Below are 21,525 nucleotides of genomic sequence, written 5' to 3' on the forward strand. Positions count from 1 at the left end.
TATATTTTTTATTAATTAAGCTTTGACACTAATTCAAACAAATACTCTTCGCACACTTTGCCTAGTTTCTTCGGACTTAATTGCTGTCTGATAGACTTCTTCGCCACTGCAACATACTGTCGACGAAAGTCACTATTTAACATTTGCCGCATCATGTCAGACGCCGCCTCGATATTCGGATCTCCCCATATAGTGCCTGGAGGGTAAGGTCCGAACGCTCTATCAGTCTGAACGATTGGGGTTTCAATTAAGAAACTGTTCTGACTACTCATAAAATCAAGATTGCCAGAATAGTTACTTGCAATGACAGAAACGCCCAACGCCATTGCCTCAGCCAAGGTTAAGCCAAACCCCTCGGACCGGTGCAGAGAGACGTAAACATCCAGTGACTTAATAAAATTGAATGTCTCGGCTCTATCAAAATCTCCATATACAAATATTACGCGCTCATTCTTATTTTCTACCTTAAGCCGCTCAAAGTCATACGAACCGGATCCGTAACGACCATGAATTTTTATTACTAAATAGGCATTGTCATCATGCTTGAATGACTTGTTAAAGGCCGAGATCAGGCCTGCTATATTTTTTCTCTCAAAACCACTCCGAGGGTCACACAAAAACCCGAATAACAGCGCATCTTCTGGAAGCTTAAAATACTGACGATCTCCTTTTGCCGCAAGCATCAACTCCCAATTGAGTGTGTAAGGTAGAACCTTCACGACCTTCCCGATAGTCGAACCGATAGAGTCCGCAGAGTACTGCGAGGGCGTCCAAATCTGATCAAAGGACTCAACCGCGCCTAACCATTGTTCTGGGAAGTTTTCAGTTTCCCATACCCAGTAGCCCACACTCCTATTACCGAAGAAATTACTTGGCAAGAAAGTTTTCGATTGACTGACCATGTCGGCATTAGCAATCAATATACTTACGTCAGATTGATAGTAGCAATCGCCAAAGTAGTCCTCTCTATATTCACCAAGGTAGGAAGATGAATTACTATTTGGAATCGCCAGGGCACGATACGGAGCATGACTGGCCTCCAACGTTGTGCAAATACTCCTAGCGGCCTCACCTACACCGCTAGAGGCACCTAAATATCCTGCGATATTTAAGCGTAGATCTTGCTTTTTTGATGCCAAATGATTTTTTACTTGCAGCAAGACTTTGTAGCTATCTTCGATTTCCAAATCTGACACTGCACACTTTGAAATGTTTTTCAACGGGTCTTCAACACTGCCAAACCTCTGAATATACTCACCTAAAAAGTCAAAAGAGAATGTCTGCTGATGATCTAGGTTGAGCAACCATTTGGTTAAATCATTCGCAGATTCCTTTGTTCCGCAAAATCTTCTTCGCGCATCGATATCATAGATAGAAACGACAGGTTTATTTTTATCTTGGTGATTATGTTGATATAAAAATTGCATTCGCTCAATAAACTGAGCTTCAGTTGTTGCAAACTCATAAAACAACGATATATCTGTTTCTCGCAAATTAAAATCGTGACAGTTGGTTTTACACCAATTTGTAAATGGCACCAAGTCAGAATCGAGCGTTAATACTGGAAACTTCAACTGAAGCTCGCCACTTAAAAAGTAAACGTTTAATATCGATCCGATTTTAGGGTAAGAGTCTTGCAAGGCCAAAACATGTTCAACGGACAAATCAAGCTCATTCGTTCCATGCGCCAAGATCCAAATACAAAATTCGTCGAAGACTTTGCGAGATCTCCACATTAAATTGAATGTAGTAAAAATGTCGTTCCGATTTGACGACTGTAATTTGACGAATACGTCTTCGACATAGTTCAGCGGCTTATTATCTCGAGCCAAATTCAATAGCTCTTCACTTATTTTTAACTCCTTTTTACCGGACTCGTTCAGCCATGCTTCAAAAACAGTCAACCCATTGGGCCCAGCAAGCTCCTTGAGCTCAGCGGCTACATCTGGCCTCAGCTCTAACACCGCGTTATAAAAAATGGGTAAGTTAGGAAAAGTTAAGCTTGGATCATAAGAAAACAGAAAGGCACAGAACCTATCTGGCGCACTCAGAGGCAAGGGAATATCTACATTATTGTTATCTGCCCATCTCACTGCGCGGTTTACGACTGTCAAGGGCATTGACACGCCATTTGGCAGAGTTTCAAACGCATAACTGTAACTTGAAGACTCTAGATAACCTTTTTCTAACAACTGAGTTGCGTAAAAATTTGTGAGCTCACTCAGTGCTTTGCTGTGTGAACTAATAAATCTATTTTGATGTTTCGAAAGTCTGTGCGGAACTAAGGGATTAAAGCCAGAGAAATGGAAGAAATATAATTCTTGTTGATCACAGCGCCAAGCTCCTCCTTCCTGCGTGATCGGGCGCTCGTGTAAATTCCAGTATGCCGCGTTGTAGCCAGGGTCTCGTAAGATGAAGTGGTCTGCAAAATATGAAGGGACCAAATCGATCCACTTTTGATCGACAAAAAGGCCGTTTGATATATCTACAAAACAGTGTTTGTATAACCTTTCCTTCCACCAGTTTAAAAAATCAGTGGTAACGGCTGAACGCTTTAAGCCAATAAATCCTAAATTGAACGTTCCACTTTGTAAGATATTGATTTCCGCTGGAAACTTATCATCGTAGTAGGGCTTTCGCAAATGCGGTGTCAGAACTATAGAGTTATTTTCTAATTGATCATATATTCGTGTTAAAGGCTTAAAAACATATATATCTGGATCTAAATATACGACTGATTCGTAATTAAATTGTGTAAATAAACTATGAATAACGTATGGCTTAATCGCGGTATTAAGCTCCATTATTGAATGTCTATAAATGAAAATTTCAATGGTAGGTATGTTGAAATTTTCGAACTCAATTACTTCACTACCATTTTCAAGCAGGCCACCCACAATTCCTTCTGCTCTATCTACGAGCACAACTATGAAATCATGATTTGGATGCTGTTTAAGATATGAATCCGATAGAACCTTTGCATAGCTGATGTAGTTTTTCGAAACAATTGTCACAGCTACATTATCGCTACGTTTTTTTTGTGCTCTATTTTCTAAACTACGTTCCGTAGTTAAGTTTTTACTTAGGCTGTTTTTTTTATTTTTAATTTCTTTAGCAATTTGTTTGACATCTTTTCTTTCATTTTTGATGTTTTTCATAATGTCCTGAGAAGGGTATTTTTCTCTACTTTATAGACGAGCAGAATTCAGTGTTATGAATGCGTATATTGCAGAAGCTTTTCACTAACGGCTGGGGACGCAGAAAAAAACAACTCATACCGATGCTATCGACATCACTCTGACTTGCATTTATACAACCCCTAATCAAAACACTCCGCCTCCGTCAGTTTTACACCCGCTTGATCTTTTGCAGACAACACCGGCGCGACCGTTAACTTAGGCCAATCAATAGCGATCTGCGGATCGTTCCATGCGATGCATCGCTCGGCCTGGGGGGCGTAATAATCAGTCGTCTTGTATAAAAACTGGGCACGATCCGTGAGCGTTAAAAACCCGTGTGCAAAGCCCTGAGGGATCCACAACTGCTGTTGATTCTCTGCAGACAAGATCGCAGAGGTCCACTGACCAAAGTTGGGAGAAGATCGGCGAAGATCTACCACGACGTCAAACACGGTACCCTCGACTACTCGCACCAGCTTCCCTTGCGCATGGGGTGCCAGTTGATAATGCAAGCCTCGCAGCGTACCCATCACCGAACTTGAGTGGTTATCTTGCACAAAGGTCATAGGGCTACCCGTTCGCTCACCGAACAACTTTGCATTAAAGCTCTCGTAAAAATATCCGCGTTCATCACCAAACACTTTAGGGGTGATAAGCATGACATCTGGAATAGATAGTCGCTGAACGTTCATTAACGCCCCTCATGCTTTAGAAGATTCAACAAATACTCGCCATAGCCAGTCTTGGCTAGTGGCGTTGCTAGGGCCTTGAGCTGGTGGGCATCAATCCACCCACTTCGATACGCGATTTCTTCAGGACAGGAAATCTTTAAGCCCTGACGCTTCTCGATCGTCGCGATGTATTGACCTGCCTCAAGCAAGGATTCATGGGTACCCGTATCTAGCCAGGCATAACCACGCCCCATGATCTCAACACTTAACGCATCGAGTTCAAGGTACTTACGATTCAAGTCAGTAATTTCTAGCTCACCTCTCGGCGAAGGTGTCAGGCCTTTTGCAAGCTCTACCACTCTCTCGTCATAGAAATAGAGTCCAGTGACCGCATAGTTCGACTTTGGATTAACTGGCTTTTCTTCTAGTGACAAGACCTTACCCGCACCGTCAAACTCTGCGACCCCATACCTCTCCGGATCGTGGACATGGTAAGCAAAGACCGTGGCGCCCGTCTGATTGGCGTTTGCGCTAGACAGCAGTTTCTGAAAATCATGCCCATAGAAAATGTTGTCCCCAAGGACTAAGGCACTTGGAGATCCCGCTAAAAACTTATCACCAAGAATGAAAGCCTGCGCTAACCCGTCAGGGCTCGGCTGAACAACATAGCTTAGTTTGAGTCCCCAGCGCGATCCGTCGCCCAGCAACTGCTCGAAGCGTTGTGTATCTTGCGGTGTCGAGATAATTAGTATTTCGTTAATGCCCGCCAGCATCAACGTGCTAAGCGGGTAATAAATCATCGGCTTATCGAATACTGGCAAGAGTTGCTTTGACACAGCAATCGTTGCAGGGAACAGCCGTGAGCCTGAACCACCTGCTAGGATAATACCTTTACGCTCTTTCATTTGACTTCATCCTCACAAATACTTCGCTAACAATCTTTACGCGCCTTAATCGTCACTACGTTTGGTGCTGCTACTAAATAGGTCACGTGCGACCACTGCACTTCTCTCTTGCAAAGAGAACGGCACAACACCATCAACATAAAGAGGTCGATCAAGGGTCTACAAAAAACCAAACCGAACTGAGAGAGTCTCACGTCCGGACGATCGCGATAGCCCAAACATGAAGCGATGCTCAATGAAACAAGATGTTTCATACACAAAAGAGAAAAAATAATCGCTATAGAACTATACAAAATAATTCTATTGTCACTGCAAGTGAACATCACGAGCCAGCAAGCTATCAGGAGCGTAATTCTTACAAACTCAATCAGCCACAAGCCTGGTCGATAGATTTTAATAATTTGCAATTGCCGGACCGCAAAGTTCCAGACCCGAAGTAAGCCCGTGGGTGGACGAGACGGCACCAACAGCACTCGCCGATTCAACACACGGTAGTTGTTTTTCGTGGCGTAGTCGGCGAGCATCAGATCGTCTGACACCGTATTTTCTAGAACGTGATCTGCAAGAATTTTTCTTAGCAGTTGCACAGGCATCGCGAGCGTTCCGCCCCACAAGAGCGTTAAGCCAGGGGGTCTGACAGACAGCGCAATTGCGCGGTCGATAAAGGAAATTAGATTCTCAGCAAAACTATTGGCCGCCGGAACTTGCCAGCGATAACCGCTGACGATATCGTATTGCTTCCTCGCCAAAGGCTTAATCACCGCAGCTAACCACCACTGCGGAGGAGCAATGTCGGCATCAAGCATCACCACGTAGTCCTCGCCCGCATGGAGTTGCCTAGCGGCAGCCACGAGGTTGTGGCATTTTTGAGAAGACGACTCAGCAAGCCCAGCGATTACAACCGACACGGGAAAGCTCACGCTTGATGCCAAGCTCAAAGCAAAGGGATAGGCAGGGTCTGTGTCAGACTCTATTGCGATGATTAGACGTTTAGGCCTCAGTGTTTGCTGCTCGAGCAAACCCAAGAGATTTTGAAAACTATCGTGCCGCCCTGTGAGCGGCAAAATCAACGCCACAGAGGCGTCGACATGACCAGTATGTTTTTTTAAGCACAGTCTGTAGTAGACCGCACTTGCAAACGAAGCGGTGCTATAAAAAATCAGTAGCCCGATAGCAACTAGACTACTGAGATCAGCACCGACATTAATTTTGACATCCTCTACGACTGAACCGACCCATAACCAGATGCTGCTCTATCGGACGGTTCCGTAAATTGATGCTGCCTATTTCTGCAGCTCAAAATTAATCGTTTTAGGAAAGAATTCAAACGATGTGCCATCAGGAATCGTCTTTTCGGTGACCTTGACCGTGGCGGGCTTAAACCCCTCTTTGTTTGCGGTAAAAACGTACTCGCTAAACCAGCCAGCCCGATCTTTAACCACAAATTCAAATGGGGTGACTCCCATAGGTGTGACATTGTCCGTATCGCCCCAACCTCTACAACCATTACACGTAACGGTCGCACCTTGAGGATTTGATTCGAATTTAACTGCCGATGAACATCCAGTCAAAGCAATTAACAAACCACCCACAGCCGCTAATTTTTTCATTTTCGTTCCTTTATTACCTAGTTGACTAACGAGAGCGGGCGACTGCACCCTGTCTTGAATAGAGATTTTCTGCACTTGTACTTCAGATGGTAACAGCAATACTTATAAATTCAACAAGTATTTCGTCTCTAGCGGCCTACATAGCGCCTTTACAGGCAGTAAAACAGCGCTCAAACCATTTAAAAGATGCAACGCGTGACGCTTCTTTTAGACCAAATCTCCTTCAACCGCTTTTTATAACGGTCACCCACGACCTCCGGCGCAAAAATACTGCAATCCATCGGCGCTAACGCACCACCCAAGGAAAGGTTAGTTTGCGTGCAAGCATTCTCATAAAACTCGCGCATTAATTGTGCCGCATGACGGACATTCGGTTCTGCCCAGACCTGACCACTCGCGCGCGGATACTGGCTTTTCTTGACGCGTACTAGCCGATATTTCACTAAATCTGCATACGGTGGTTGGCAGAAATCCACGTTACCAGAGTAACCGGTACAAATGACATGCAATCCAAGCTGCAGCGCTTCAGCCATCCCACGCCCAAATCCCTCGGCCCGATGCAACGACACATAGCAGTCGCAGGCACCATACAAAGCAAGCAAGGCGGGGCGATCTAACGTCTGCTCAATGATACGAATACGTCGATCGCTTCTAGCGATCTTCTTAAGCTCTGACCAAGCTTCGTTGTAAGCACGGGGCTTTTGCACCTTTACCACCAGGCCAACTTGCGCAGCTTTGTAATCGGCCTTTGGAAACGCCTTCAAAAACGCTTCCACACAAGCCATGGGATTTTTACGTTCAATATAGGAATTCAAATCAAACGCGAAGCAAAAGAGCTTTGCTGACGTATTGAGCTTAAAACTTTCTCTCGCTTTGTTACGTGATCTAAATTTTTTGACTACACCGAGCTCTACCGCCATAGGCATTAACTGCAGAGGCTTTGTACATACTGGCTTAAGCGCATCATACGTATGCTGCGTAGAGACCCAAACCTCATCCACGAGCTCAAGCATCATTTCCCATTCTTTAGGCCACGCGCCAAGCTCCCAAGGCCAGTAACCAATGTTGTAACGACCTAGAAACTGGCTCTGGCCACGTTCGGCATAGAACCGCCCTGTCTCTTCGGCCGTTAAACAGAAAATATTGAAGGCAAACTCACCTGTGTCCGATACATGACGCGCCATGCTTCGCTCATTCGTATCAACGTTATCTCCTGGCGGAAAATCGAGCATCGTCATAGGAACTTGGGCTTGTAATAAAGCCTTGCCCGCCATGCGCAAATCTTCACCGATTCCCAAGCGACCGAACGCATAACCTATTAAATTGACGCCGTAACCCCGCTTTTTAAACGGAGCTCTTGAGAATGCAGGCGGCTGCGCTCTGTGAGTAACAGTCTTCAGTCGCGTTGCCCAAGGCTCTGGCAGACCGAGTACGTACGCCTTTTCTTCTAAACTCAAGAAATCCCAGTAGTCATGCTCCTCTAGGCCATAGGTGTAGAACCAATCTTTAAATGCCAGGGTTCCCTCGGGCATCTGAAATGCTTCTTGGACATCCGGCCGAGCTATCAAGGTAAGCTGCTGAACACGGGTCAGCCCCGGTGTGCCGCGACCGTAGGATGTTAGAAGGCTTTGTATAAAACGTATATCCCCGCTAATTGCTTGGTATTCTTTTTTTCCAGTCGTGATTAGCCATGCACAATACGCGTCATACGCCTCGTTACCCAACAAGGAAAATCGCTTTTGCAAGTCTGGACGCAGCGTAAGAATCAGACGCGAGAGGTCAAAGTTCATATTTTTTTAAATATCGTCCCAGAAGGTAATTAGAATCATACCGCCCTACCCCATCTTGTTACTTTGCCCAGAAAAGTGCATTATTCGTCACAGTCTGGAAACTTAAAATTTGAAATGAGCTTTCTCGTCGTTTTAGGCATGCACCGATGCGGTACGTCTGCATTAACAGGCACCTTAAATCTGCTGGGATTTTCCGCAGGAAGCCAATTAACGCCGCCAGATACATTCAATGCGCGCGGCTATTTTGAAGATATTCCTCTTAATAGAGAACTAGATCATTTCTTGTCAGCAATAAATCGTTCATGGAACGATGAACGCCCCTACCCAAACGACTGGTTATCTAGTGATGCGGCTTTAGCTACGGCGAAAAAACTGGAAGCTCTGTTCCGAGACGATTTCGATTTTAGCCAACGCACTGTTTTAAAAAACCCTAGGTTTTCTCGTCTACTCCCGTTGTTACAACCAATCTGGCTAGGGACGGGGCTAACTCCCAAGTATGTACTGAGCTTGCGCTCCCCATTGGCAGTCATTCAATCACTCGCTCGCCGCGATTCTATTTTGCCGCAACGTGCTGCTCTTTTGTATGTAGCACACATGTTGGAGGCAGAATTGAATACGCGAAACCAACCACGCGCATTTGTTGAATACGATGCTTTGCTGCACGACTGGAGAAAAGTCGTCGAGCAAATTGGTTCGAAGTTAACCGCTGACGTTCTCTCCTCATGGCAGAGCGACTCTGTGCGCTCGGCAACCATTGATGCGTTTTTAACCACAGAGCTGAATCATTTTTCCGACGAGCAGCCCAGACCCTCTGGCCCAGCTATTGATTTAGCACTGGAAGTCTATGATTTATTGCGTGCACCGCAAGATGATTCCACCTTATCTGCTTTAGATGCAGTGCGGCTGCGCTGGTGTAATTATTTAAGCTCGCTCGAGCCCTGGTTAAGCGAAACCGTGAGGATGGAGCAGATCACCAATAATTTAACTAGTGCCTATATCACTCCATCAAAAGAACTTGTACTACTGCACAGTTTGAACGCCATATCTGAGATGTTCTGGGCCTGCGATGGGGAGGAGTTTACACAGGCTCGCAAAGTGTTGGCTGGTTGGTCGTTTAGCCAAAGAAATTGCCAACGCTTTATTATCCCCACCCTTACACAACCCCTCAGAGCACTTAGGTGGGACATCACAGATAGACCAGCGTTTTGTATCATCAAAAAAATATGGCTTGAGGACATATTGGGTGAGGTCCACTGGGTTGCTGAACTAAACACCTCCCTTTTTACTCAAAACGGTGCAGAGTCCAACGTTGTTGCCGAGAAAGACAACGGCTACCTACAAATATTGGCGCTAGGTTTTGACCCAAGCTGCGTATTGAGCATCCCTGAGGCCGTATTAAGTCGAATCCAGCCAGGTTGGGCTATGTGCACCGATTGGGAAGCCAAACTACCAGTCGAGGGCTTACCCACCGTCATGAAACAATTTGGTATTGCGCAGAGGCAACTCACACAAATGAAAGCAGCGCTAGACCAGCTTTATGTCAGTTTCGAGCAACGCCTAGAAGATCCGGTTCTTGCTGAGAGTCAACTAGCTCTCTTGAAGGGTCTGCTGCTTACCGATAAAGAGATAGATGGAAAGGTTTAGTTTTATTGACTTCGTTTAATACTAAGGTGAACACTGATGCAGGCTGACAACTCTCGCGATGCAATTACACAATTCGTATTTGTCAGTCATCAACCTGCGAAGGTAGACATTGCACTTGTACTAGGATCGCCTTCGATCAGCAATATACTGCCCGCGATATCGCTTTATTTACAAGGCAACACAAACCGCATCGTCATTAGTGGCCACGGACCCGACGATCAACATACCCCAGAATGGAGTGTTTACAATGACTATGCGCTCGCAGCGGGGGTGCCTGCTTCGGCAATTTATCTTGAGCCTAGTGCTCGAAACACATTAGAAAATTTTGTTTTCTCTTCACAACTAATTGAACAATTGATTGGATGGCATTCAGTTAAGTCAGTTGCAATATGTTGTAAGCCGCTACATAGTCGCCGCGCACTCATGACGGCGCGGCAACATTTACCTAGGCATGTGAATCTACTGATGACCCCACCCAAACACCCAGATGATATTCAAGCGGATGACTGGTGGAGCACTGCGCATGGTCGAGATCGGGTCATGGGGGAAGTGACCCGTATCGGAGAGTATGCGCAGAAAGGTGATCTTTCGCTTGATTAAGATACCCCCGCCATTTAACCAAGTACATATGGTCGGTGTTGCTGGATCAGGGATGAGTGCACTCGCTAGATTATTTGTCGAAATGGGTGTTAGTGTCTCAGGAAGTGATCATGCCGGTTTAGAACGCTTGCAAGAGCTACGTCATATCGGCGTCAAAGTCCATGATAGACACTCCCCGGACAACGTTGGAAGCCCAGACCTCGTCGTATTTAGTCCTGCTGTAGCCAGAGACAATATTGAGCTTTGCTATGCTCGCGAGCGCGGAATTCAATTGCGCTCACGCGGGAGTGCACTTGCCAATCTACTAAAGGCTCGCGATTATGTGAGCGTTGCTGGCAGTCATGGCAAAACTACTACCTCTGCAATGCTGGCAAGTATTTTTGATCGCGCAGGCCTGTCGCCAGGCTTTATGCTCGGTGCCCCAATACCAAATTTAGAGAATAGAAATGCCCAATGGAAGGATGGGGCGATTTTTGTTGCTGAAACCTGCGAGGCATTTCGTGCACTTGATTACTTTTCTCCAACACACTGCATTGTTACTAACATCGATGATGAGCATAGTGATCATTATGGCGGACACGAGCGTCTAGAACATGCCTATGCGGATTTTATTGATCGCGTATCCAAAAAGGGCTGTGTAGTGCTGTACGGCGAAGATATTCGACTCATCAATATATCGAAAAAGATTGCGCAACCTGCGATCACATATGGATTCAATAAAAATTCAACATGGCATGCTGACGACCTAACACTAGAGCACGATTCCTCAATATTTAGGGCTGTTCATCAAAATGGCTACTCCGTTTCTTTGCGGTTAAGAGTCCCCGGCAAACACAATGTTATGAATGCACTTGGTGCACTCGCTATGGCCCACGCGCACGAGGTCCCGCTTGAAGTTATTGCCAGTGCTTTGGAATGCTACCAATCCGCAGAGCGTCGTTGGCAACGACTTGGCCGTCCAAATGATATTGAAATATTCGATGATTTTGCTCATCATCCCACCGAGATCGCTGCGACTTTGGCGACTGCACGGTTAGCCGCAGCCGATACAGCTAGAGTGATTGCGCTGATTGAGCCACTATTACATTCTCGCGTTAACCGTCTTGCACAAGAATTTGCCACCGCCCTGGCAGGCGCAGATGAATGCATTGTTCTCCCAGTAAATGGTAGCGGTGAGCCTGTCCCTGGCGAATTATCAGATTGGCTTTTACATGCAGCATTGAGGCAGCACGGTCGCTCTTTCCGTGTTTGTAGCGATGTGGATCAGGCAGCACTGATTCTGGCCTCCGTTGCGCGAAAGGGCGATGTTGTGGTGACAATGGGCGCAGACAAAGCCAGTCTGTGCGCGCGCGCGGCATTAATGGCCTTAGTTAAACCTAATAACGAGGACTCCATACAAGTTCTTGAGCCAAAAGAATCGATCAAGCTTGACGGTCCGGCGCATGAGCAAGAGCGACTGCAGTCGAGATTTGAGCAGATGGTGTTACGTCATCCCAATGCCACCTGTGTGCTCGATGGCGATCGGGAGTGGACTTATCACGAAATTTCAATGATGGCCGATCACGTGGCTGTCCAGTTATGCAATCGTGGTCTAGCTCCAGAAGATCTTGTGGTTCTAAGGCTTAAAAAATCTGCATATTTGATTGCTTTGATTTTGGGAGTGCTAAAAGCAGGTTGTGCATTCATACCGATTGATCCCTACTTGGAAAGAGCAGGTATTCGCAATTCTCTTTTACGCGTCAGAGTCAAAATTGTTGTGACCGATGAAAATGCGTGGAACGCGTCGGGTTTAGGCATCCCCTGCATAAACGCTAACAATTTTTTCGATTCAACTCCTAGCACTGCGGTGGTGCAATGCCTGGCTTCGAGCAGTAATCTTGCCTATGCGATTTTCACTTCGGGCTCAACTGGGGAGCCAAAACTGGTTGGTGTCGAGCATCGAAATGTTGTGAATGTTATTGAGCATGCAGTTCAAGAACTCACAGAGCCGTCAGATCTTGAATTTGTGCCGTTTATCGACTCTATCGGTTTCGATGCAAGTATCCACCAAATATTTGCCACGTTTGGCCATGGTGGGACCCTTCTTATCACACAAGACTTGCAGAGTCTTGTGCGATCACCCCACTTTGCAAGAGTGACTGCGCTTGGCGGAACCCCGTCCGTTATATCTCGCTTGGCTGAGTCTACAAACCTACCTGAAACACTCAGGATCATCATGCTCGGCGGCGAAGTGGTACCTAATGCACTTATTGAACGTTTACGCCAAGTCACTCATTTGCGACAGGTATTAAACCTTTATGGGCCGACTGAGACAACAATTTACTCCACAGTTGCTATGATTTTTGACGCGGCGCTTGTGAGGACCGGAGAAAGCGATCTGTTGCAAGGGCGGTATATTGGAAATCCCATTCGTAACACGCGTGTCTCGATCATCAACGAACTGGGTGGCACAGTTGAAGACAGTGTCGAAGGTGAAATAACGATCTTTGGAGACGGCGTATGCAGAGGCTATCTTGACGATCCGACGCTAACACGTAAGCGGTTTGGAGAAGAAGCTCTTACCGAGTCGTTAACTGTACGTTTCTATCGTACCGGAGATCTCGGTAGGAGACTCCCAGATGGAACGTTACAGTTCATTGGACGTAAGGATGACCAATTAAAGATACACGGAGTGCGATTCGAACCTATCGAGGTGGAGAACGCCCTTGAGACATTTCCGGGCATCGAGCGCGCTGCGGTTGTTATCTCAGCATCCGATGACTTGAGGCCACAACTCGTTGCCTATGTGACTGCAAAAAGCAACTTGGACCTAGCGTTGGTTCGAGATTGGCTTAAGTCTAAATTACCTAAGCCTCTCATACCAGGCCTTATTTTGCGGGCTGAAGACCTGCCCCTCTCCGTTCATGGCAAGCTTGATCGCAGCAGGATTGCGGAAATAGTCCCCCTCGCGGATATGCTGCGTCCCAATGCTCCACCGCGGGATCAGATTGAGCGAGATCTGATGGTTATTTGGCAAAAAAATCTAAGACTCGCAGGCCTCGGTGTTGACGAGGACTTCTTTAGTGCTGGTGGAGACTCACTGTCTTCCTCTAAGCTCGTACTCGATGTTGAAGATTTTTTTGATTTAAGAATGCCCGCAGAGGCGTTAGAGAACCTATCAACCGTTGCCGTCATGGCAACATATCTGCGCAAGGCATTAATGTTGCCTCTTGGTGGACGAGAGAAAGCCGAGGTGGCATTTGCAAATATCCGAAATTTCATCGCCGCATGGAAAGGTGCACGCCTTAAACCTGACTCTTTTATTGTGACACTTAATCACTCCAACACACAAAATGGTTTTTTCTGGTGTTGTCAGTCATTCACTGAGTTGCTTTCTCTCGCGCAGGCAATGGGCGAGTCTCAGGTTATCCACGGCATGCGCTCTGGGCACTTAGCTTTTGAATATGAACCGGAGACAATTGATGCACTTGCAGTTGCTTACGCTCGTGAAATTATGCTCCTCCAACCCGATGGCGACATCATCATTGGAGGTAATTGTCAGGGGGGGCTGATCGCTCGTGCCACTGCGAATGCTCTAAAAAAACAAGGAAGAATTGTTGGGAGGCTGATTATGATGGAACAAAGCACTTATTGGCCTTACGACCAGTATGTTGACCTATTGTTTGGTTATGAAAGTACTTTCAACCCAACCCATCGCGTGAGTCATCCATCAGTTGTCTTAGAAAAGGCCTACCCTGCAGGCTATTCTTTACACTTTATTTCGGGCAGCCATGGGACTTTTTTCAATCCAAATAATGTTGATAGCTTGGCCGACAAAATTCGATTGATATTAAAGCAGACTGTCTAGATTACAAATTATTTTGGTCTGAGCAAGCACCGGTTACGCATGCATAATAGATCGGCGGCGTCGCGCCCGACACTTCGCTGCAGATCCACGACATCAAATCCCGCATCTCTTATTAAATCGATCGTATTCGATAGCGGTTGAAAGAATTCAAATCTCCCCTCTGGTGGAGTAATAAAAATTAGATGATCCTCCAGATCGCCTTGAAGAGTCGATCCGATTAGATTCAACACCAGCTGTTTCAATTGCGCAGGAGTATCTGCAAGCTCGGTAAGTCCTGAAGCATTCGGCTTCCAGGTCACGCCAAGGCGATTCACGGCCTCTCGTATAGAAATGCTCGACCGGAGGCAGGACGAATCCGTAAAGCTAACCATGGCAATACCATCAGGCTTTAAAACCCGCCGCGCTTCTTTGAGCAGCCGATGTGCAAAAACTGTTGGTGAACAGTTAAGTATGAAATCTTGAATCACGATGTCTATTGAGCTCGTGTCAGCACAATTGGTCAAGTCACCGGCATCCCCTTGAACAAACTTCATTTCCGGCATGGAGACACCTAGGCGCTTGTAAATGCCTGGGATATCCAAGAGATCGATCGCAAGTGTGCTCTTTAGTTTGATACCGAAATTATTTAAAAAATGTTCGAGGGTCAGGCTGTTGTAAGGAGCCGTATAGCCCTGAAAAAGGCATGAGACATCTTTGGGCAAAGACTCGAATACTGTTGCAATACCCTCGCTTTGTTTGAAGACATCAATGCTGTTAGCAAACGTAGGTAATTTAGGAAGATGATGCTCAGATGACGCGACATACCTTGCAACGAAATGATCGTCACTCTTCAATTCAACTGAGGCTAAAGTCGGGAGATTCATGCACGGCGGTTTTTAGTTTGACAGGCCTTATAGAAACTAACCCATATTGTAGTGATCCCAGCAACGGCCTCGCTATGCAGGCAGGTCAAGTTCACAGGTGATCTTGAAGATTCAATTGCCATCAACCCACTGTAACCACCCCCGACGATTGCTATTGCCTTTGTCCCAGCCAAACTATTTTTATGCAATGAACCAATCAATGCCTCATTGGCATCGCGAGCGACATCGCTCATGACCCGCTCCGTAGCGCACTGAGGGCTACCGAAGCAGCAATGAAACTGGGATTAAGACAGTTCGGCTTACCGTAGCGCAAACGAGTCCCTGAAGTGTCATAAACACACCCGCCTGCGCCCTCTAAAACTGCGTGGGCCGCCGCAGTATCCCACTCACACGTCGGAGCAAGACGCGGGTAAACATCCGCACGCCCTTCAGCGATCGTGCAAAGCTTTAGAGAGCTACCAACTTGAACCAACTCAGTCGCGCCTAGCTGCTCGATGAAACCCGAGGTCGCAGCATTTAAATGGCTCTTACTTGCAACCACTCGATACGATTGACCAAACTCAACTGGCGCTGCAACCCGAATTGAATCAACCTTGCCCTTGTGCTTACGGTAGCTGCCATAGTCAAGACCACCCCAAAACATTTGATCTAAAGCTGGGGCGTACACAACTCCCCACACTGGCTCCGAGTTCGCAATCAACGCAATATTGATTGTGAACTCGCCATTGCGCGCCAAGAATTCTTTCGTGCCATCCAAGGGGTCAATCAACCAATAGGACCCCTCCGCCATTGACTGGGCGATGGAATCTGCATCTTCTTCCGACACGACGGGCATGGTCGGCTGCAAACGGGTTAACTGCTCAACGATCAAGTGATGTGAGGCCAGATCTGCCTTGGTGAGTGGACTGTCGTCAGCCTTGTTCGCCAGCGCGGCATCGCTTGGGCTTTGACCTTCATAAATACGCATCACTGCAGAGCCGGCATCCTGTGCGATCTGGCAAAGTTCGTGTTCTAGCTCAAATACCTTATGTCGCATTTTGTATTATTCATAAAAATAAGTGTTAATATTTATAACATATTAAATATAGTTAAATATTTATAAATAAAATGCAAAATGCGACAACCGATCGAAACACACCTCAACCGACTCAGCTCTGGGGGCTAGACTCGCCTGAGGTTTGGGATACACAACGAGCGTTTGAACACCTTCAGTCACTTGGCAAAGCAGATACAAAGCGCACCGCAGAACGCCGTCTGACTGAATTACAGCTGTTGCCAACTGAGCTCAACGAAAACTTAATCGAAGACGAGCTCGGTCGCCCGGCAAACAAAATAGTGCTGCATGCCGCCCTCGCAAAAGCCAGAAGCCAGCGCAAACTCGTACTCTTTATTCAACTGTTTCCGCTTCCAACGGGCCAGGCATGTTTGCATGCGAACGACGCCAGAAGCGGACGTTACTGGGTCCCGTTGAGTGACACCACGCAAGATCTAACGACCAACGCAATACTAGACGGCCTTCGCAAACTACAACAACACCTCGGCAAAGACATTGCCGTCTTCCCGCATGGCAACTTAGCGGGCTTGCTCAGAGACCAACAATCAATAGAAAATATTAGCCTCTCCCCGTCGAGTTATCTCCCCACACTAAACTTACCCGTAACGAATAAGCAAAGAGGGGAAACCACCCCACACCTCAGACGGCTTGAAGCGGAAAGTATCCACATTCTTCGCGAGGCTGTCGCAGAGGCTGAAAACCCTGTCATGCTCTATTCAGTGGGCAAAGATAGCTCTGTGATGCTGCACTTAGCACGCAAGGCTTTTTACCCAGCCCCCCCGCCCTTTCCATTACTTCACGTCGATACACGCTGGAAGTTTCAAGAAATGTATCTCTTTCGCGATCACATGGCTAAAGAGAGCGGTATGGATTTACTCGTACACATCAATCCGGATGCGATCGCAAAGGACATTAACCCGTTTGATCATGGCTCGGCCATGCATACCGATATCACTAAGACCGAGGGCCTCAAGCAAGCTTTGGATCAAAACAAGTTTGATGTCGTTTTTGGGGGTGCACGCCGAGACGAGGAAAAGTCCCGCGCCAAAGAACGTATATTTTCCTTCCGGAGTCAGACACACCGGTGGGATCCCAAACAACAACGCCCCGAGTTATGGAATCTGTTCAATACAAAAAAGAACCCCGGAGAAAGCATCCGAGTCTTTCCGATCTCCAACTGGACGGAGCTCGACATCTGGCAATACATCTACCAAGAACATATTCCAGTCGTGCCTCTGTACTTCGCTAAAAAGCGCCCTGTCGTTATCCGGGATGGCATGATCTTGATGGTGGATGACAGTCGCTTTCGTCTTCTACCAGACGAAGAGATTCTTGAAAAAGTCGTTCGCTTCCGAACGCTAGGTTGCTATCCCTTAAGCGGTGCGATCGAATCCACCGCTACCAACCTACCAGAAATCATTCTCGAGATCATTAACGCACGCAGCTCTGAGCGCCAAGGCAGAGCTATCGATAGTGACGCATCAGCCAGTATGGAAAAGAAGAAACAAGAGGGGTACTTCTAATGGGTCAGCACGCTAAAAAACGCGCAAGCCAGTCCTTAGATACAGAAAAGCGCCTTGCGGCTAGGCACCTCGAGCAGCCAGCCACCATCGAGGCATTTTTAGCACAGCAGAAAGGACAAGACCTACTGCGTTTTATTACCTGCGGCAGCGTCGACGATGGCAAAAGTACCCTCATCGGACGCTTGCTGTGGGAGGCACAACAACTGTTTGATGATCAGCTAGCCGCACTTCAAGCAGATTCAAAAAAGCACGGCACCCAAGGCGAAGACATCGATTTTGCACTTCTAGTTGATGGTCTCGCAGCCGAACGCGAGCAAGGCATCACGATTGATGTGGCGTACAGATTTTTTGCGACATCCAAACGTAAATTTATCGTGGCTGACACACCAGGCCACGAGCAATACACCAGAAACATGGTGACTGGGGCATCCACAGCAGACGTCGCGATATTGCTAGTCGACGCACGCGCGGGACTTCTTGTACAAACGCGCCGACATGCCTTTTTAACGTCACTGATGGGGATTAAAAAGGTTGTCCTAGCGGTAAACAAAATGGATTTGGTGGGTTACAGCACAAAGACCTTTGCGCAGATCAAAGAGAGCTTTGAATCATTCGCCCTGACGCTTGGCTTTGAAACCATCACCGCTATTCCCATTAGCGCGCTCAAAGGCGACAACATTACAGAAAGGTCGGCGCAAACACCTTGGTATCAAGGCCCAACACTGATGGGATACCTAGATACTGTTGAAATCAACACAAGTAAAAATGACAAAGCCGCTTTCCCAGTGCAATGGGTGAATAGACCGAACTCAGATTTTCGGGGATTTAGCGGGACGCTCGCGCAAGGCCGAATCAACGTAGGGAACGAGATCCGCGTGACCGCCTCAGGGCAGACGGCTATTGTTGCCGACATTGTGACCATGGATGGATCGTTAGCCTCCGCGAATGCCGGAGACGCCATCACACTTTGCCTGGACCGCGAGATCGATGCCTCCCAGGGGGATGTTCTGTCACTGGCGAGTATCCCGCTCGAGATGACCGATCAATTTGAAGCAACGATCGTTTGGATGCATCAAGACCACGGGATGCCGGGTCGCAATTACGACCTGAAGCTATCTAGTCAGTGGGCCGGTGCGTCCATCACCAATATCAAATACCGGATCGATATCAATACCTTGGCACAGGTTGCGAGCAAAAGCCTAAAGCTGAACGACATCTCCGTCTGCACCCTCTCAATGGCGAAACCGATTGTGTTTGCGCCCTACACCACGTCACCTACTTTAGGTGGCTTCATTCTTGTTGATCGCTTCACGCATGCGACTGTCGCAGCGGGCATGATCAGACATAACCTGCGCCGAGCGCAAAACATTCATAAACAAGCACTATCCATCACCCGCCCTGACCGTGAGAGACTCAACGGCCACAAAGGTAAAGTCATTTGGTTTACTGGGCTATCAGGCTCTGGGAAATCAACACTGGCCAATGCGCTTGAGGTGGAGCTTCACACCCGCGGGATGCGCACGTATATCTTAGATGGCGACAACATCCGCCATGGATTGAATAAGGATTTGGGTTTTACCGATGCCGATCGTGTTGAAAACATCAGACGCATCGCAGAAGTCGCCAAACTGATGATGGATGCAGGGATCATTGTGATGACTGCATTCATTTCACCGTTTAAGCGTGAGCGTGAAATGGCACGCGAGCTAATTGGCGCTGAGAGCTTTGTAGAGGTCTATGTCAGCACCTCGTTAGAGGTTTGCGAACAGCGAGATGTGAAAGGGCTCTATAAGCAAGCGCGATCGGGGAAGATACCGAATATGACGGGGATTAGCAGCCCTTATGAATTACCCAAAAATCCGGAGTTTGTTGCCGACACCGCCAAAATGTCTGTCAAGGATGTTATATACAACGTAGCTAGACTCGTCGTGCTCGCTTAGTTTTTTGAAAAACAGACTCTTCGTACAGCACAAAAACGAACGTGATCCAAATAAGGTGATAGCAAAGACACAATGTGCACTTCAAACTACGTTTCGCTTGCGGAAAGCTTAGCCGTCACGTTCGTCGCTCTGATTTTTCGTTAAAATAAAATGTAAAAATGGATTTACGTTTGAACCTAACACATCGGTGTTCGACCTCAAGTATTCTTGGGTGGAAAATTCAGGATTAGGATCGCTACCTTCTCTCCAGCCAGCACGACAGAAATGCTCAGCAGGCCCCTCTCCCGCATCTGCGACATCTCTAATATTTTTAAGATAATAGATTGGATCAAAACTAGGACCAATTAAATCCATTTTTTTTCTATCAAATTAATACCTAGTTTTAAATACTCTATCGACGAATTTTTTTTCTTTGATATCATTCTTTAGTCTTTTCCTCCTCAAGGCGAATTCTAAGTTAAACCGAATACATTTAACTAGTGGTCCTTTCGTGGTGGCTAGAGATAATTGATAGTGCCTAATCGCATCGTCGACGTTTTCGTTGCGAAGAGCTGTATTAGCAATGAGGAAAAATGAGTCAATCGGTGCTACCACATCAAGTCCTCCTGAAGGTAGATGGCGTCAAATCGACAACAACAGTAATCATTCACAAGCTTAACCAAGCCTAGGTTCAAAAAACACCCTGCAGACGAAGAGTAGTGCTCTTGACCTGCCTCGGGATTTTCAGACCAAGCAAAATTAGAGACAATGAGTCCTTGACGTCGAGGAGCCATGATGAGGAAAGCACGATTTACAGACGAGCAGATAGTTCGCATATTGCAGGAAGCTGATCGAGATCCAATTCCAGCTGTCGCCAAGCGGCATGGCGTCAGTGAGGCCTCAATTTATGTCTGGAGCAAGCGATTTGGTGATATGCGTACGGACGACGTTAAACGGCTGCGCAACTTGGAGCAGGAGAACAGCCGGCTAAAGAAGATTTTGGCTGAACGGGATCTGGAGATCGAGGTCATGAAGGAGATCACTGCAAAAAAGTGGTGAGCGTGCAGGCTCGATTGGCTCAGGCTCGTTATGCCATCGAGCGCGGAGTCAGCCAAAGACGGGCCTGTGCGCTGCTTCAAGTTGCAAGATCTGGTTTGACCTATGCGTGCAAGATGCCGATCAAGGATGCACCGATTGTTCAGGCCATGCGTCACTATTCTGGCAAGTACCCTCGGTTTGGGGCTAGACGGGTGAGAATCTTTTTACGGCGTGATGGCATAGCGCTCGGACGAGATCGTACTGCTAGGATTTGGGCAAAGCACGGGCTTCAGGTGCCAGCAAAGAAGCCAAAGAAGCGTTATCGCCCTGAACGTACGCAAATCGGCGCATCTAGCCGACCGAATGAAGTGTGGAGCTATGACTTTGTCTTTGATGCTTGTGCAAACGGGCAGAAATTGAAATGTCTGACGATGATCGACGAGTTTACGAAGGAAAGTTTATTCATTGATGTTGCAGGTTCGATCCGAGGTAAAAGGGTTGTCGAGGTACTGCAGGCTGTTGCAGCAGAACGCGGATATCCGACCTATCTACGAAGCGATAATGGCCCGGAGTTTGTGAGTACGGTGCTGCTGGAGTGGGCCAGTACAAATGGCATGACGAATATGCTGATTGAGCCAGGCAAGCCTTGGCAAAATGGTACGAACGAAAGTTTTAACGGCAAGTTTAGAGACGAATGTTTAGCAATGAACTGGTTTCATAGCCGAAAGCATGCGAAGGTTTTAATCGAGCAGTGGCGGGAACATTACAATACGATCAGACCGCATTCAAGTTTGGATTATCAAACGCCGCTTGAATATGTGTCTGGATGGAACAGCAGTTCAACAACCGGAGCCTTCGTTTCTAAATGAAAATGGTCCGATA

16 protein-coding genes are annotated in these 21,525 nt (G+C 47.0%); 6 read left to right on the forward strand and 10 right to left on the reverse strand.

Annotated elements, in window-relative coordinates; genetic code table 11:
* Positions 1 to 11: 11 nt before the first annotated feature.
* The 6 genes from KZZ10_RS10215 to KZZ10_RS10240 all read right to left on the reverse strand — a co-directional run bounded on the left by KZZ10_RS10215 (position 12) and on the right by KZZ10_RS10240 (position 8,155).
* Positions 12 to 3,158 (reverse strand): glycosyltransferase, encoded by a 3,147-nt coding sequence (locus KZZ10_RS10215; protein WP_259661412.1) that lies wholly within the window; start codon positions 3,156 to 3,158, stop codon positions 12 to 14.
* A 161-nt stretch (positions 3,159 to 3,319) separates the two neighbouring features.
* The gene (gene rfbC, locus KZZ10_RS10220) at positions 3,320 to 3,871 is read right to left on the reverse strand and encodes a dTDP-4-dehydrorhamnose 3,5-epimerase (RefSeq protein ID WP_259661413.1); all 552 of its coding nucleotides are present in this window, start codon (positions 3,869 to 3,871) and stop codon (positions 3,320 to 3,322) included.
* Positions 3,871 to 4,755, reverse strand: coding sequence for a glucose-1-phosphate thymidylyltransferase RfbA (gene rfbA / locus KZZ10_RS10225; RefSeq protein WP_259661414.1), 885 nt, complete (start codon positions 4,753 to 4,755; stop codon positions 3,871 to 3,873). The genes rfbC and rfbA overlap by 1 nt, the downstream gene beginning before the upstream one ends.
* A gap of 26 nt (positions 4,756 to 4,781) precedes the next feature.
* Entirely contained in the window at positions 4,782 to 6,002 is a 1,221-nt protein-coding gene (locus KZZ10_RS10230) for a glycosyltransferase family 2 protein (RefSeq protein ID WP_511261314.1), read from the reverse strand.
* Between the two features lie 36 nt (positions 6,003 to 6,038).
* Positions 6,039 to 6,365, reverse strand: coding sequence for a hypothetical protein (locus KZZ10_RS10235; RefSeq protein WP_259661416.1), 327 nt, complete (start codon positions 6,363 to 6,365; stop codon positions 6,039 to 6,041).
* A gap of 179 nt (positions 6,366 to 6,544) precedes the next feature.
* Positions 6,545 to 8,155: a glycosyltransferase gene (locus KZZ10_RS10240; RefSeq protein WP_259661417.1), complete on the reverse strand. Its 1,611-nt coding sequence runs from the start codon at positions 8,153 to 8,155 to the stop codon at positions 6,545 to 6,547.
* 114 nt (positions 8,156 to 8,269) lie between these two features.
* On the opposite strand from KZZ10_RS10240, the gene KZZ10_RS10245 reads away from it, so the two are divergent.
* The 3 genes from KZZ10_RS10245 to murC are packed head-to-tail and all read left to right on the forward strand — an operon-like array spanning position 8,270 to position 14,246.
* Positions 8,270 to 9,799, forward strand: coding sequence for a sulfotransferase family protein (locus KZZ10_RS10245; protein ID WP_259661418.1), 1,530 nt, complete (start codon positions 8,270 to 8,272; stop codon positions 9,797 to 9,799).
* 36 nt (positions 9,800 to 9,835) lie between these two features.
* Entirely contained in the window at positions 9,836 to 10,399 is a 564-nt protein-coding gene (locus KZZ10_RS10250) for a YdcF family protein (RefSeq protein WP_259661419.1), read from the forward strand.
* Positions 10,392 to 14,246, forward strand: a complete 3,855-nt coding sequence (gene murC / locus KZZ10_RS10255; protein ID WP_259661420.1) for a UDP-N-acetylmuramate--L-alanine ligase — start codon at positions 10,392 to 10,394, stop codon at positions 14,244 to 14,246. Before KZZ10_RS10250 ends, murC begins: the two co-directional genes overlap by 8 nt.
* An 8-nt stretch (positions 14,247 to 14,254) precedes the next feature.
* Here the strand turns inward: murC and KZZ10_RS10260 are convergent, their stop codons facing one another.
* The 3 genes from KZZ10_RS10260 to cysQ are packed head-to-tail and all read right to left on the reverse strand — an operon-like array spanning position 14,255 to position 16,145.
* Positions 14,255 to 15,109, reverse strand: a complete 855-nt coding sequence (locus KZZ10_RS10260; RefSeq protein WP_259661421.1) for a class I SAM-dependent methyltransferase — start codon at positions 15,107 to 15,109, stop codon at positions 14,255 to 14,257.
* On the reverse strand, positions 15,106 to 15,342 hold the full coding sequence (locus KZZ10_RS10265; RefSeq protein ID WP_259661422.1) for a hypothetical protein: 237 nt from the start codon (positions 15,340 to 15,342) through the stop codon (positions 15,106 to 15,108). Before KZZ10_RS10265 ends, KZZ10_RS10260 begins: the two co-directional genes overlap by 4 nt.
* Complete coding sequence (gene cysQ, locus KZZ10_RS10270; protein ID WP_259661423.1) at positions 15,339 to 16,145, reverse strand: 3'(2'),5'-bisphosphate nucleotidase CysQ; 807 nt, start codon at positions 16,143 to 16,145, stop codon at positions 15,339 to 15,341. Before cysQ ends, KZZ10_RS10265 begins: the two co-directional genes overlap by 4 nt.
* 71 nt (positions 16,146 to 16,216) lie before the next feature.
* Between cysQ and cysD the strand changes: the two genes are divergently transcribed.
* Entirely contained in the window at positions 16,217 to 17,686 is a 1,470-nt protein-coding gene (gene cysD, locus KZZ10_RS10275) for a sulfate adenylyltransferase subunit CysD (protein ID WP_259661424.1), read from the forward strand.
* Positions 17,686 to 19,626, forward strand: coding sequence for a sulfate adenylyltransferase subunit CysN (gene cysN, locus KZZ10_RS10280; RefSeq protein WP_259661425.1), 1,941 nt, complete (start codon positions 17,686 to 17,688; stop codon positions 19,624 to 19,626). Before cysD ends, cysN begins: the two co-directional genes overlap by 1 nt.
* Positions 19,627 to 19,734: 108 nt before the next feature.
* Here the strand turns inward: cysN and KZZ10_RS10285 are convergent, their stop codons facing one another.
* Entirely contained in the window at positions 19,735 to 19,980 is a 246-nt protein-coding gene (locus KZZ10_RS10285; RefSeq protein WP_259661426.1) for a hypothetical protein, read from the reverse strand.
* Positions 19,981 to 20,400: 420 nt separating this feature from the next.
* On the opposite strand from KZZ10_RS10285, the gene KZZ10_RS10290 reads away from it, so the two are divergent.
* Positions 20,401 to 21,512 (forward strand): IS3 family transposase gene (locus KZZ10_RS10290; protein WP_259661511.1). Its coding sequence is split into 2 segments (ribosomal slippage): positions 20,401 to 20,647 and positions 20,647 to 21,512, totalling 1,113 coding nucleotides; the frame shifts between segments, so codons are not numbered across the junction.
* Positions 21,513 to 21,525: the final 13 nt, after the last annotated feature.

Origin of the sequence: Zwartia hollandica (assembly GCF_019923725.1) — a bacterium.
Lineage (GTDB): Bacteria > Pseudomonadota > Gammaproteobacteria > Burkholderiales > Burkholderiaceae_B > Zwartia > Zwartia hollandica.